This window comes from Lentzea sp. JNUCC 0626 (genome assembly GCF_043632865.1).
GTDB lineage: Bacteria > Actinomycetota > Actinomycetes > Mycobacteriales > Pseudonocardiaceae > Lentzea.
The window spans coordinates 7,501,729-7,514,725 of sequence record NZ_CP171635.1; the positions used below are offsets into that span (position 1 = coordinate 7,501,729).

The window sequence follows — 12,997 nt, forward strand, 5'->3', positions numbered from 1 at the left end:
TGATCTTCGTTCCTCGCCTCCGACCCACTAGGCTTGGCCGCGTGGGCATACCGGCGTGGGTCTGGTTCACCGTCGCCGCGGTGGCGGGTGTGGCGGGGTTCGCCCTGCTCGCGACCGACCGGGCGCAACGAACCGCGCGTAATCGTGAACGGCGCCGTTGGGCTGCCCTGCGCGGCTGGCAGTTCGAGGAGACAGACCACGTGCTGCCGACCCGGTGGGAAGCCGGGGCCATCGCGTACTACGGCACGGGCCTCGCCCGTGACGTCGTGGCGGGCTCCACCTTCACCGCCGACGGGCGACGGCAGGTCTACGTGCTCGACCACGAGACCGGCGGCAAGGTCAACTCCGTGCTGGTCGGCGTGCGTTGCCGGCGGGCGCTGTCGGTGGTGATCGAGCTCTGGCTGTCGACCGTGCCGTTCCAGCGCGAGGACGACAAGAAGCCGATGCCCGACATGCTCGGGCCGGTCGGATCGCGGTACGCGTTCGTCACGGACGTGCCCGCCGCCCGCAAGATCATCACTCCGGACCTGATCGACGCCGCCGAGGAGATCGGGGGCGACGTCACCGTCGTCTGGATGGAGAACGACTGGGTGCTGGCCGCCGCGCCGCCCAACTCGTCGCCCGCGCGCCTCGAACGGCTGCTGCGCGACGTCGGTGAGCTCGCGGACGTCATCGACCCGTTCGACCCGGACCCGTCCGAGCGCGAGGAACCGGTGGCCGAGGACGACGAGGGCGGCGAGGTCTACCGGCCGTCCTTCGGGCGCAAGCAGAACTAACGTTGGGTGATCGGCAGGCGTATGTAGCGCCTGCCGTACCGCCCCGGCCAGCGGTATTCCAGACCGTGACTAAAGTGCTGTGACTCACATCACATAGCTCTCTGTGTAAAACATCGGGGTCTGATTCAGATACTCCGTTCAGTTGAACCGTCGTGTCCTCGAACCCCCCGGAGGGAAGCACGATGTACGGAGGAAAGATTGTTCCGGCCGTGGCCGTGACCGGTACGGCGTCCGTCGTGACGCTGGCCAACACGGGTGCGTCGGTCGGGTGGATGCTGTTCGGCGGGGTCGCGCTGGTCGTTTCCGGCCTCGCGCTGCGCCTGTTCGTGCTGCGCCGCCCGGCGAAGCACGAAGCGTGATCATCGGCGGCCTTCGACCCCGGCGCTGAACCGACTACCGTGCGGACGTATGCCAACCGCACTGGTGACCGGATCGACCGTCGGGATCGGGGCCGCCTTCGCCCGCAGGCTCGCGGCGGAGGGGTACGACCTCGTGCTGGTCGCGCGCACCGCGCCCGCACTCGAGGAACTCGCGAAGCAGCTGCACGACAAGCACGGCGTGCACGTGGACGTCCTGCCGGCTGACCTCAGCGACCACGACGACCGGCTCAAGGTCGAGCAACGGCTCGCCGAGCAGGCCGTCGACCTGCTGGTCAACAACGCGGGCTTCGCGAACAACGGCGAGCTCTTCGCCACCGACGTCGAGAAGCTGCAGAGCCAGCTCGACGTCAACGTCACCACCGTGCTGCGCCTGTGCCGGGCCGCGATCCCGGCCATGATCGCGCGCGGCAAGGGCGACGTCATCAACGTGTCGAGCGTCGCGAGCTTCCTGCCCGGCCGCGGCACCAGCTACAGCGCCGACAAGGCGTGGGTGACGGCGTTCTCCGAGGGCACCGCGCTCGCCGCCGAGGGCACCGGCGTGCGGATCATGGCGCTCGCCCCCGGTTTCGTGCGGACCGAGTTCCACAAGCGCGCGCAGATCGACATGACCAAGACCCCGAACTGGCTGTACGTGCCGGTCGAGAAGCTGGTGCACGAGGCCCTGCGCGACCTGCGCCGCGGCAAGCCGTTGTCGGTCCCCGGCCTCCAGTACAAGGCGATCGTCACCATCGCCACGCGGCTGCCGCGCAAGCTGGTGCGCAGGATGGCGTCGCGGTTCGCCGGTGGACGCGGCCGCACCTGACCGGAACCGTTCGGCCGAATGGCGCGTCGGAGGGCATGTGAGCGAACAGTTCCATGTCGAACCGAACGAGTTGCGGGGCTACAGCGAACTGCTGGACCGCAACGCCGGGCACTTCCTGACCATCAAGGACCACGCGATCTCCAAGGGCGGTGACACCAGCGGGTTCACCGGCCTGCTGACGTTGCTGCACCCCGTCGTGACCGGTGTCGCGAGCCTGTACGGGGAGACGTTGGACTTCGCGAACAAGATGATGACCAAGGACGCCGACGCGCTGAGGAAGGCGGCCGACTCCTACGAGAAGGTCGACCTCCACGGCGTGCAGCTGATGAAGCAGGCAGGTGGGGGCCGATGACCACGGCGTACGCGGACGTCCAGGACCCGTCGGTCGCGCTCAACGCGGCCGCAGAGGACCGCCCTGGCCGGCAGACCACCAAGGAGCTCATCGAAGCCGCCGGGTGGAAGCTGCAGGGCGTCAACTGGATCTACGAGAAGGTCACCGGCGAGAACCTGATCGAGTCGCTGATCAGCCCGCTGGTCGGTGACTTCGAGAAGATCGACGCCAACGCCAACGCGTGGGACCAGGTCGCCAAGGCGCTGGACTCCGTGCGGCACAACGTCGGCGACGGCGTCGGCCAGCTCAACCCGCACTGGAACGGCTCCGCGGCACAGGGTTTCGAACGCCGCATGGACACCATGTGGGTCATCGCGATCGAGGCGGACTCCCAGGTCGCCCGGATCATCGGCAACAAGTTCCAGTCGATGGCCTCGGCCTGCCGGTCGGCCACGAAGGTCGCGCTGTTCCTGCTCGACAAGCTCTGCACCATGCTGCTCGAAGCCGCGATGACCGCGGTGATCCCGGTCGTCGGCTGGGGCCGCGCGGTGTGGATGGTCTACGACGCGATCCAGATCGTCGACGCCATCCGCAAGATCATCCAGTCGATCATGACGCTGATCGAGGGCGTCAAGGGCATGGTCGACGGCATCGTCGCGATGGGCACGGCGCTGATGAAGCTCAAGGACGTCCGGGACGTCAACGACGCGCTCGACGTCGTCGACGGCGTGCAGGACGGCAAGCAGAAGTTCGACAACGGCGTCTCGGCGGCGAAGTCCGGCGCGATCGGGGTCGGCCTCGGCGCGTACGGCCTCGGCAAGGCTGGCTCGGCCGCGTCCGGCCGGTACAGCACGCCGAGCACGGGCAGTGGCGGCGGAGCCGGTGGCGGCGCTCCCGCACCCGCGCCGGCACCCACCGGCGGTGGTCAGCAGTGACGTTCCCCTACGACCAGGCACGCCTGCAGGCGCTCTTCGCCGAGGTCGACTCCAGGGTCGACGACCTCGGCAAGGTCGCGACGGAGGCCTCCCAGGTGCAACGCCGTTCGCGCGGACTGTCCGAACAGGACCTCGCCGAGATCGAGCGGTTCGCGAAGTCGCCGAAGGCACCGCAGGAGCTCAAGGACCTGCAACGGCGGGTCGACGCCGGCGAGCTGTCGTGGGCCGACGTCGCCGCCGGGCGGGCCATCCACGATCCCGGCGTGCAGCAGGCACTCGCCGTCGGCGTTCCCGACCTCCAGCGCGCCTACCAGGCGCTCGAAGAAGGTCAGGACCCCGAGGACGTCATCGCCTCCGGCACGCCCGCACCGCCGCCTCCCCGCGACGACGACGAGGACGACGGCCCGAGCGTGTTCCGCAAGGACGCCTGGTAGGTCAGGTCAGACGGGCCAGTTCACGTCGCCACTGCTGGTGTGGCTGGTCCCGGTACCGCGCACGACGTCGAAGGCGACCGCACACGCGGTCGCCAACGAGCGCACCGGCTCGGTCACCGCGGGGTTGATCTGCACGACGTCCCGGCGCACCCGCGAGCCGTTCCGCTTGGCCCGCGCCCCGGTCTGGATCCGCGCCACGTCACCGAAGAAGCAGAGTTGCTGCCCGGTCGCGTCGTGCAGTGACTGCTGCCACGCGCCGTGCGTCTTGATGGTTCCGATGAGCTGGCCCTGCGGCGTCGTCACGCGCACGTGCGGACGGCGTCCGAAGCCCTTCTCGATGCGCATGAGCGGTTGGCCGTTCGGCGCGACCACGTCGAGGTCGAACGTCGTCCAGCCGGAGAACCCGGTGTGCCGCAACGGTCGCTGGACGCCGGGACCGCTGCGCTCGCGCACCACCATGACCGGCACGTCCCGTTCGTCGAACACCTCCACGCGGTAGTGCGGCCGGGCCAACAGGCTCAAGAACGTCCACGGCTGTTCCACGTACAGGGTGCTCACGGTGATGCAGCGTACGAGGCATCGCCCGCTCATATGTGCGAAGCTCACGACCCGTGCGAACTGAAGTGGTCTTGGACTCGAACGCTAAGTCAGAACTCGCTCGTCTCGTGAGCGAATTGGCCGTGGTGCACGGCAAGGTGACTCTCTCCAGCGGCAAGGAAGCCGACTACTACGTCGACCTGCGGCGGGCGACGCTGCACCACGCGGCGGCTCCCCTGATCGGCAAGCTGCTGCGGCAGCTCACGTCGGACTGGGACTTCGTCGCGGTCGGCGGTTTGACCCTCGGCGCGGATCCCGTCGCCTACGCGATGATGCACTCCGCCTCGGCGGACGGTGACGTGCTCGACGCGTTCGTCGTGCGCAAGGCGAACAAGGCCCACGGCATGCAGCGGCAGATCGAGGGCATCGACGTGCGCGGCCAGCGGGTGCTCGCGGTCGAGGACACCTCCACCACGGGCGGATCGGTGCTCACGGCCGTCTCGGCGTTGCGCGAGCACGGGGCCGACGTCATCGGCGTGGCCACGGTCGTCGACCGCGGCACGGGCGCCAAGGAGGCCATCGAGGCCGAGGGCCTGCAGTACCGCTACCTGCTCGACCTGAACGACCTCGGCCTCGCCTGAGGTTTTATCGAGAGCGCTTCGAGCCACCCCGTCCTAGTCTGGAACAGGGACGGGGTGGTGCGAATGGCCAGAGTTCTCGCTGAAGCGGTCATGCTCCTGCACTTCACGGTGCTGGCGTTCCTGCTCGTGGGCGGATACCTCGCCTGGCGGTGGCGCTGGGTGATCTACCCGCACCTGGCCTTGGGCGCGTGGGCCGTGCTGAGCCTGCTGACACCGACGATCTGCCCCCTCACGACCTGGGAGAACGACCTCAGGGCGATGGCGGGCATGCCGATGCTGGAAACCGGGTTCATCGATCACTACATCGACGGCGTCTGGTACCCGGAGAGCTCGTCGACGCTGGTCCAGCTGGTGCTGGGGTCGATCGTGATCGTCTCCTGGATCGGCTTCTATGCTGGCCACCGTGCTGCTCGAAGGCTTTCACGCTGTTAAGCACGCGCTGCGCTTCGGCGGGCACGTGGACCCGTTGATCACGACGGACCTCGCCGCCGCGATCAGCCTCGCCGAGACGCACGCCCCCGACCTGCGCGAGCGGTTCGCCGCCGCCACCGAGGTCGACCAGAACCACTTCAAGCTGCGAGTGGGCCGCACGCACCCGACGGGCGTGGCCGGGTTCGCCGAACGACCCGAGCTCGCGTTCGACCGCGACGCCCCGGTCGTGCTGCTGGACAACCCCCGCAACCTCGGCAACTTCGGCGCGGCCATCCGGGTGGCCGCCGGGCTCGACGCGGGTGGCGTGATCTCCACCGGTGACGTCGATCCGTGGCACCCCAACGTCCTGCGCGGCTCGGCCGGACTGCACTTCGCACTGCCGGTCGCGAAGGTCACGAGCCTCGACTTCGCGGGCGAGCTGATCGCCTTCGACGCGGACGGCGACCTGCTGAAAGGCCGGATCCCGGACGACGCCGTGCTGGCGTTCGGCTCGGAACGCCACGGCATCTCCGACGAGGTGCGCGCGAAGGCGTCCCGGATCGTGCGGCTACCCATGCGCGAGAAGGTCAGCAGTTACAACCTGACAACTTCTGTCGCCATGGGCCTGTACCACTGGGCGATTCACCGAGCTTCTTGATCGTTCAAGCACGCACCATGACCAGGTGGTGATCGCGAAACTGCTGGCGGCGCGCGCGGGTGTCGCGGAGCGCGCGGTGTACTCCAGGCACCTGCGCAGGGTCTGGGGTGTGCCGGGCACGCTCCTCGGGGCGCGGGCGTGGCCCCCGCTCTTCCGGGACAAGATCCACACCAGCTTCAACTACTGGTGGCAGGCGCACCTGCTGGACTGCATGATCGACGGCTACCTGCGCTCGCCCAACGAGCTGCGCAAGGCCGCGATCACCAAGGTCGTGCGCGGCATCCGGGTCCGCAACGTCTTGGGGTGGACCAACGACTTCTACGACGACGTCGCGTGGCTGGGCCTGGCCCTGCAGCGGGCCGAGCGCGAGGTCGGCATCGCGAAGCCCAAGGCGTTGACCGCGATCGCCGACCAGCTGCGCGACGGCTGGACCGACCACGCCGGCGGCGGCATCTGGTGGAAGCGCAACGACGACTTCAAGAACGTCCCCGCGAACGGCCCGGCGGCGATCTTCCTGGCCCGCCAGAACGAACGCACCGACCTCGCCCGCGCCCGGTCCACTGTGGACTGGATCGAGGAGCACCTGGTCGACCCCGGCAACGGCCTCGCGTGGGACGGCCTGCACGTCCACCCCGACGGTGAGATCCGCGAGTACGAGAAGAACATCTACACGTACTGCCAAGGAGTTCTCATCGGCGCGTGCGTCGAGCTGGCCCAGCACGGCCAAGCCGAGAAGTGGCTCGACAAGGCCGCACGCACGATCACGGCCGTGCACGACGACCTAGCCACCAACGGCGTGATCCGAGGCCAGGGCGGCGGTGACGGAGGCCTGTTCGCGGGCATCCTCACGCGCTACCTCGCCCAGGCCGCGCTGGTCATCCCCGACCTCGACCCCGAGCGGCACGAGACCGCCGACCTGGCCCGCGAACTCGTGGTGCAGTCGGCGGAATCGGCGTGGACCAACCGCGTGATGGCCGTCAGCGGCCCGCTGTTCGGTCCGGAGTGGACGGTCCCGGCCGACGAGAAGGAGGGCCGCGACCTGTCCGTCCAGCTCGGTGGCTGGATGTGCCTGGAAGCGGCCGCCCTGCTCGAACGGCACGGGTTGGACGTCGCTACGGCTTGATCCAGCTCAGCAACGCCTTGGCGTCCTCGCGGAACTGCTCGGGTGAGTCGTCGAGCACGAACTCCAGCAGCGCGTTGCGTTCGACGCCGTCCTTCGCGAGCTCCGACAGCACCGGCTTCCACAGGTCGCGGCGCTCGGCGAGCGGGAGCCGTTCGGTGAAGCCACCGGGACCCCACGAGAAGACGTGCGCTGTCACGGGTTCGAGCGTCCGCACCTGGTGCACGGCCGAGAACACGTCCTGACCGCCGCTCGGCTGCCAGTACGACACCACGCCGTCGACCTCGTCCAGCAGCTGCACCGTCGAGTCGAGCGTGTCCGTCAGCGTGTTCCGGTGGTACTCCAGCGCGATCTTGGTGCCCATCGCCTCGGCGTGTTCGACGGCGTGGTGCAACGCCTCGATCACCGGTCCGCGGTCGGGCGTCTCCTCGGAGCCGGCCGTGCCCGCCCAGACCCGCACGAACGGCGCGTCCAGTTCGGCCGCGGTCTCCAGGATCGGCGCCAGGTCGGCGCGATCGGAGACCCCGGCGCGGTAGTACGACCCGTACGCCGCCACCTTCAGGCCGGTGTCCAACGCCCTGCGCGCCGCCGCGAAGTCGCCGGGCGGCACGTGCACGTCGCCGCCCCACTCCACGGCCTGCAGACCGCACTCCGTCGCGAGCTCGCCGATCTCCTCGACCGTGAGCTGCCGGAACGTCACCGAGACGAGGCCGGGGATCAACATCCGCACGACTGCCGGTGCATGAGGGAGGGCGAGAGCCGGATGGTCTCCGGTGGCCTCTCGGGGTCAGCGATGCGGGAGAGCAGCAGTTTCACCGCGGTCCGTCCGATCTCCTCGACTGGCTGGGCCAGTGTGGTGAGCGGCGGTTCGATCAAGGTAGCCCACTCGACCTCGTCGTAGGCTACGACGGCCAGGTCCGTGCCGAGCTTGAGCCCGCGGGCGCGCATCTCGTGCAGCATGCCGACCGTGACGAGGTGGTCGGCGGCGACGACGGCGGTGGCCGGGTCGTCCTGGTCGAGCAGCGGCGCGAGCCAGCCGCTCTGCGACACCAGTGCCTCGTCCCACTTGAGGCCCGCGCGGCCGAGGCCGAGGCGGTAGCCGAGGATGCGTTCCTCGGTCGTCGCCACGCCCGCCTTGCCGCAGACGATGCCGATCCGCCGGTGCCCGAGTTCCGCGAGGTGGCGGACCAGGCCCGAGGTGGCCTGGACGTTCTCCGGCCCGACCTGGTCGATGTCCTTCGCGACGGTCAGCCGGTCGACCAGCACCGTCGGGATGGCGAGTCTCTTGAGCTCCGGCAGCACGAGACTCCCGCCGCCGGCCGAGGGGGTGAGCAGCAGCCCGTCGACTCTTCGCGAGCGCAGCATTCTGACCGCGGCCTGCTCGGACTCGGGGGTGTCCCGCGTGTCGATCAGCACGAGCGAGTAGCCGTTGCGAGTCGCCTCCGACTCGATGGCGGCGATCAGCTCGGCGAAGTACGGGTGGGAGACCAGCGACACGGCGAGGCCCAGCGACTTCGTGCCGCCCATGACCAGCGAACGCGCGATGGCGTCCCCCGTGTACCCGGTCTCGTCGATCGCCTTCTGGACGCGCTCGCGCGTGTCCCCGGCGACCGGCCGCGTCTCGTTGATCACGTGTGACACCGTGGTGATGGAGACCCCCGCGAGAGCCGCGACATCCCGCATGGTGACCATGGCCTGGGACCATACCCGTTTGGAGGAAGCCCAGATGGCAGCCGTGCTGTGTGTCGGGCTCACAACTCTCGACGTGACCCAACGGGTGGACGAGTTCCCGGATCCTGGACAGAAGATCCGCTCGCTCGGCGCCGAGTTGTCGCCGGGAGGCCCTGCGGCGAACGCGGCCAGGGCGGTCGCGGCCCTGGGCGGGCGGGCGTCGTTGCTCACCGCGTTGGGCGCCGACGCACTGGGTGAATTCGTCCAAGCCGCCTTGGAGCCCGTCCAAGTCACCGCCGTCGCGGGGACGACACCGGTGAGCATGGTCGTCGTCCGGGACTCCGACGGCGAACGCACGGTCGTTTCCCGGAACGCATCGGTGCAGGTTGTCGCGCCGGACCTGACCGAACTGCTGGCGGCCGCCGACGTCGTGCTGGTGGACGGGCACCACGACGGACTGGTGATCCCCGTCGCTCGCCAGGCGAAAGCGCTCGGATTGCCTGTGGTGCTCGACGCCGGGAGCTGGAAACCTGTCCTCGATCACCTGTTGCCGCTGGTGGACGTGGCCGCCTGCTCTGCCGGGTTCGAGCGGTCCGAGGCCGAGGTGCACTCCTTCGGGGTGCCGCTGGTCATTCGCACGCAGGGTGCGAAGCCGGTCACCTGGTCGCGGATCGGCGCGCGCGGAGAGCTGCCCGTGCCCGCGGTGGAGGTGAAGGACACGAACGGTGCCGGAGACGTCTGGCACGGCGCGTACGCCTTTGCGCTCGCGTCGGGGGCGGACCCGGTGGAGGCCATCGGCTTCGCGTCGGAGGCGGCCGCCGTTCGCGTCGGTGCGGTCGGGGACTGGGTTGAGAGGCTGGCGCGGTGGCAGGACAGCAGGTCAGGTTCGACGAGCTGCTAGAACGGGCTCGGGCGCTCGCGGACATGGGTGAGCGCAAGCTTCTCGGCATCGGCGGCGCACCCGGTTCCGGCAAGTCGACACTCGCGCGGCGGCTCGTCGAGGCCCTCGACGGCCAGGCCGTGCTGGTCGAGATGGACGGCTTCCACCTCGCGCAGAGCGTGCTCGAACGGCTGCGGCTGGTCGAACGCAAGGGAGCGCCCGACACGTTCGACATCCCCGGCTACGTGGACCTGCTCGGCCGGATCAAGGCCTGCGGGCCGGACCTGATCTACGCGCCGGAGTTCCGCCGCGAGATCGAGGAACCGATCGCCTGCGCCGTGCCGGTGCACCCGGACGTCCCGCTCGTCGTCACCGAGGGCAACTACCTGCTGCTCAACTACGACAAGTGGAAGCGCGTCCGGATCATCCTGGACGAGGCGTGGTTCCTGTTCATCGACGAGGACGTGCGCGTGCAGCGCCTGATCGACCGCCACCTGCGGTACGGGCGGACCCTGTCGGAGGCGGAGGAGCGGGTGCTGCACGGCACCGACCACGTCAACGCGTTGATGGTGAACTCGTCGAAGGGATCAGCGGACCTGCTGATCACCGAGGTGCTCTAGGGGCACGTCACCCCGAAGCAGCCGAGCGGGTCGTTCGTCGAGGTGTTGCGGCCGCCATCGGTCGCGATGCCGGGCTGCGCCCAGATCCCGTACTGGGCGTTGCCCTCGGCGCGGTTGGCCTTGATCAGGACGTCCGAGCCCGTGCCGACGTGCACGTGCAGGCCGTCCTTGACCAGGTTGCCGCTCCTGTCGGTCAGGTCCGAGGTGTGGCCGTTGCCGGCGAACGAGTTGCCCTCGAACGTCAGTCGCGCCGGGGTGGTCACGTTCACGATCAGCCCAACTGCCTGGCCGTTCTTGAAGGTGTTCATCCGGAACGAGCCGTTGGTGATCTTGCCGATCAGCAGGCCCTTCCCGCCGACCTGGTTGCGCAGGAAGGTCGCGCTGGTGGTCTCCAGGACGAACCCGGAGGTCACCGAGTCGGTCAGGGAGATCGAGGCGGTCCGGACGAACGACGAGCTGACCTCGGCGCCCGTGAACGACCACCGGCCACCCCAGATCCAGGTGGCGGCGACCCTGCCGCCGACGACGGTGATGGGCGCGTCCGCACCGCTCGCGAAGTTGTCGGCGATCGACGTCCTGGTCTGCGTGAGCCGGCAGTCGCTCCTGGTCGCGCAGCTGAACCGGTGGGCCTCGACCAGCGAGTCCTGGAAGCGGACCGTCGTGTCCTGGGCGAACGTCATCTCGCTGCTGCGGTTGGTCTGCTGGACGCGCTGGAACGCCGTGTCCCTGGCGTCCTTCGCGTCGATGCCCGTGTAGAGCGCCACGTTGTCGAACGTGGTGGTCCTGGTGCCGGTGAGGGTCAGGCCGCTGATCCGGTCGCCGCTGATGCCGCCGTTGCGGACGACCGCGCGTGCCACGTTCTCGGCCTTGAGCGCGATCTTGCCGCTCAGAGTGTGGCCGCCGAGGTTCAGCACGACCCGGTCGGCCGCGATGACCAGGCCGACGTCCGCGCAGGTCAGGTCGGCGGTCAGGGTGACGCTGGTGGTGATCTTGTCGCCGCACTGCGGATCGGCCTGCGCCTGGGCAGTGGTGGCCCCCGCGAAAAACAGAATGGGCACAACGAAGAAAGCTATGGATCTCATTTATTCCCCCTGAGGCGCGCTGCAGGTGATGGTGAAGCAGCCGAGTGCGTCGTTGTGCGAGACATTGCCCCCGCCGTCGACGACCGACCCCTCGGTCGCCCACATTCCGTACTGCCTGCTGTGTTCGCTCCTGTTCTTGCGCACCGTGATGTCGAGTGGAATCGGGATGTCGACGCGCAGGCCGTCCTTGGCGTTCTCGGTGAACGTGTTGCGCTCGATCAGCAATGGGCCGTTGAGCGTGTCCTTCGGCTGCACGAACAGGCCGTGGGACTTCATCATCCGGAACGTGTTGCCGCGGATGACGCCGCTGACCGGCCGGTGCACGCCGACCCAGTTGCCGCCGGTGAAGGTGTTGTTCAGCAGTTCGATCCGGCCGGTCGCGATCACCTCGAACCCCGGCATCTCGCTGCCCCGGATGGTCAGCCGCTCGCTGCCGCCGACGGTGAGCGGGCGCACCTTGGAGTTGATCAGGTCGAGGTTGACGGCCCCGATGAAGTTGATGCTGCCGGGCTGGCCGCCCTGGAGGATCAGGTTCTGCGCGCCGATCTGGTTCATGCTGGCCGAGGTGTGCAGCAGGTGGCAGTGCTCGCCGCAGTAGAGCCGCCACATGGTGAGCCTGCTGCGCAGGAACGTCACCGTCGAGCCCGGCCAGTCGTACACGGCAGACGAGTCCGACCAGCCGATGGTCATGTCGACGAACCTCACGTTCGTCGCGTTGACCGCGGTGATGGTGCTGGTGATGGCGCCGTCGCGCACCACCGTGCCGTCGAAGTTGCTCATGTCGATCGCGGGGGTGCCACTCAGGGTGTGCCCTTTGAGGTCGATTTTCACCCCATTAGCACCAACGATGAGCGCGGGTCCGTTACCGCAACCCCAATCGCCCATCAGCGTGAAAGTCGTGGTGACCACTTGACCGCATTGCGGTATCGCCACTGCCTGTGCCGGTGTTACTGAGCCGAACAGCGCAATTAACACGGCGAACGCACTTATTAATCGCATCACAGGACTCCCCGCCCTTTTGTGTGGAAAGGACAGGTAAGCACCGATGGAGCGATTTGTCGCTAGTTCGTTCCGACTTCGACCGTTTCGTCGATCGGCTTGGCCATCTCCTGGCGGTAACGCCAGATCCCCCAGCCGGTGCCGCCCAGGAAGAACGCGATGCTGACGATGATGGCCGCCGTCTCGAGCCACGGCACCGACCCGATGATGCCCGCGCCGTAGTAGCCGGCCAGCACCAGCGTCGGCACCCAGGCGATGGCGCCGATGGTCGTGGCCACGGTGAACTTGCGGAGGTCCATCCGCGCGGCGCCCGCGATGATGGGCGCGAGCGTGCGGATCCACGGGATCCAGCGGGCGAGCACGACGGCCCAGAACCCGCGGCGGTCGAGGAAGTCGCCCGCGCGCTTCAGGTTGTGCCGGTTCAGCACCTTGCCGCCCTTGCGGGCGAGCACGCGGGTGCCGGTTCCCCTGCCGATGTAGTACCCGACGAGGTTGCCGACGACGGCGATGATCAGGGCGGCGAGGGACAGCAGCCACGCCGACAGCTCGCTGTTGTGCGTCGCCAGCACCACACCGGCGGCGAACAGCAGCGAGTCACCGGGCAGGAACAGCCCGAAGATGAATGCGCACTCGACGAAGATGAAGCTGAGCACGATGACCCAGACGGCCACCGGACCAGCCGACTCCAGCGAGGCGAATGCGTGCGCCACGGTGAACCAG

At 68.7% G+C, this 12,997-nt stretch carries 18 protein-coding genes; 12 read left to right on the forward strand and 6 right to left on the reverse strand.

The genetic code is table 11. The annotated features are described in order from the left end of the window. The first annotated feature begins 41 nt into the window (after positions 1–41). The 6 genes from JNUCC0626_RS34545 (at position 42) to JNUCC0626_RS34570 (ending at position 3,658) form a co-directional block, all read left to right on the forward strand. On the forward strand, positions 42–776 hold the full coding sequence (locus JNUCC0626_RS34545; RefSeq protein ID WP_394614927.1) for a hypothetical protein: 735 nt from the start codon (positions 42–44) through the stop codon (positions 774–776). A 182-nt stretch (positions 777–958) separates the two neighbouring features. Beyond that, complete coding sequence (locus JNUCC0626_RS34550; protein ID WP_394614928.1) at positions 959–1,135, forward strand: LPXTG cell wall anchor domain-containing protein; 177 nt, start codon at positions 959–961, stop codon at positions 1,133–1,135. 49 nt (positions 1,136–1,184) lie between these two features. Then, the gene (locus JNUCC0626_RS34555; RefSeq protein WP_394614929.1) at positions 1,185–1,958 is read left to right on the forward strand and encodes an SDR family NAD(P)-dependent oxidoreductase; all 774 of its coding nucleotides are present in this window, start codon (positions 1,185–1,187) and stop codon (positions 1,956–1,958) included. A gap of 37 nt (positions 1,959–1,995) precedes the next feature. After that, the gene (locus tag JNUCC0626_RS34560; protein ID WP_394614930.1) at positions 1,996–2,310 is read left to right on the forward strand and encodes a hypothetical protein; all 315 of its coding nucleotides are present in this window, start codon (positions 1,996–1,998) and stop codon (positions 2,308–2,310) included. Then, the gene (locus JNUCC0626_RS34565; protein WP_394614931.1) at positions 2,307–3,224 is read left to right on the forward strand and encodes a WXG100 family type VII secretion target; all 918 of its coding nucleotides are present in this window, start codon (positions 2,307–2,309) and stop codon (positions 3,222–3,224) included. Before JNUCC0626_RS34560 ends, JNUCC0626_RS34565 begins: the two co-directional genes overlap by 4 nt. Next, positions 3,221–3,658, forward strand: a complete 438-nt coding sequence (locus JNUCC0626_RS34570; RefSeq protein WP_394614932.1) for a hypothetical protein — start codon at positions 3,221–3,223, stop codon at positions 3,656–3,658. Before JNUCC0626_RS34565 ends, JNUCC0626_RS34570 begins: the two co-directional genes overlap by 4 nt. A gap of 6 nt (positions 3,659–3,664) precedes the next feature. Here JNUCC0626_RS34570 and JNUCC0626_RS34575 read toward each other — a convergent pair whose 3' ends face one another. Beyond that, positions 3,665–4,216: a hypothetical protein gene (locus tag JNUCC0626_RS34575; RefSeq protein ID WP_394614933.1), complete on the reverse strand. Its 552-nt coding sequence runs from the start codon at positions 4,214–4,216 to the stop codon at positions 3,665–3,667. Between the two features lie 65 nt (positions 4,217–4,281). Between JNUCC0626_RS34575 and pyrE the strand changes: the two genes are divergently transcribed. From pyrE to JNUCC0626_RS34595, 4 genes are all read left to right on the forward strand, one after another. Further along, a complete protein-coding gene (gene pyrE, locus JNUCC0626_RS34580) occupies positions 4,282–4,836 on the forward strand; it encodes an orotate phosphoribosyltransferase (RefSeq protein ID WP_394622161.1) in 555 nt (184 codons plus the stop codon). A 63-nt stretch (positions 4,837–4,899) separates the two neighbouring features. Next, positions 4,900–5,268, forward strand: coding sequence for a DUF2784 domain-containing protein (locus JNUCC0626_RS34585; protein ID WP_394614934.1), 369 nt, complete (start codon positions 4,900–4,902; stop codon positions 5,266–5,268). Between the two features lie 25 nt (positions 5,269–5,293). Further along, a complete protein-coding gene (locus tag JNUCC0626_RS34590) occupies positions 5,294–5,905 on the forward strand; it encodes a TrmH family RNA methyltransferase (RefSeq protein WP_394614935.1) in 612 nt (203 codons plus the stop codon). A gap of 25 nt (positions 5,906–5,930) precedes the next feature. Beyond that, positions 5,931–7,028, forward strand: coding sequence for a glycoside hydrolase family 76 protein (locus JNUCC0626_RS34595; protein WP_394614936.1), 1,098 nt, complete (start codon positions 5,931–5,933; stop codon positions 7,026–7,028). Here JNUCC0626_RS34595 and JNUCC0626_RS34600 read toward each other — a convergent pair. Next, positions 7,018–7,749 (reverse strand): sugar phosphate isomerase/epimerase family protein, encoded by a 732-nt coding sequence (locus tag JNUCC0626_RS34600; protein ID WP_394622162.1) that lies wholly within the window; start codon positions 7,747–7,749, stop codon positions 7,018–7,020. The two genes, JNUCC0626_RS34595 and JNUCC0626_RS34600, sit on opposite strands and share 11 nt — an antisense overlap. After that, positions 7,743–8,717 (reverse strand): LacI family DNA-binding transcriptional regulator, encoded by a 975-nt coding sequence (locus JNUCC0626_RS34605; protein ID WP_394614937.1) that lies wholly within the window; start codon positions 8,715–8,717, stop codon positions 7,743–7,745. The genes JNUCC0626_RS34600 and JNUCC0626_RS34605 overlap by 7 nt, the downstream gene beginning before the upstream one ends. 34 nt (positions 8,718–8,751) lie before the next feature. On the opposite strand from JNUCC0626_RS34605, the gene JNUCC0626_RS34610 reads away from it, so the two are divergent. Then, positions 8,752–9,597, forward strand: a complete 846-nt coding sequence (locus tag JNUCC0626_RS34610; protein WP_394614938.1) for a PfkB family carbohydrate kinase — start codon at positions 8,752–8,754, stop codon at positions 9,595–9,597. 23 nt (positions 9,598–9,620) lie between these two features. Then, positions 9,621–10,196 (forward strand): nucleoside/nucleotide kinase family protein, encoded by a 576-nt coding sequence (locus JNUCC0626_RS34615; protein WP_394622163.1) that lies wholly within the window; start codon positions 9,621–9,623, stop codon positions 10,194–10,196. Here the strand turns inward: JNUCC0626_RS34615 and JNUCC0626_RS34620 are convergent. The 3 genes from JNUCC0626_RS34620 to JNUCC0626_RS34630 form a co-directional block, all read right to left on the reverse strand. Then, positions 10,193–11,254: a right-handed parallel beta-helix repeat-containing protein gene (locus JNUCC0626_RS34620; protein WP_394614939.1), complete on the reverse strand. Its 1,062-nt coding sequence runs from the start codon at positions 11,252–11,254 to the stop codon at positions 10,193–10,195. The genes JNUCC0626_RS34615 and JNUCC0626_RS34620 overlap by 4 nt on opposite strands. Positions 11,255–11,278: 24 nt before the next feature. Beyond that, a complete protein-coding gene (locus tag JNUCC0626_RS34625) occupies positions 11,279–12,277 on the reverse strand; it encodes a right-handed parallel beta-helix repeat-containing protein (protein WP_394622164.1) in 999 nt (332 codons plus the stop codon). A gap of 62 nt (positions 12,278–12,339) precedes the next feature. Beyond that, entirely contained in the window at positions 12,340–12,987 is a 648-nt protein-coding gene (locus JNUCC0626_RS34630; protein WP_394614940.1) for a DedA family protein, read from the reverse strand. Positions 12,988–12,997: the final 10 nt, after the last annotated feature.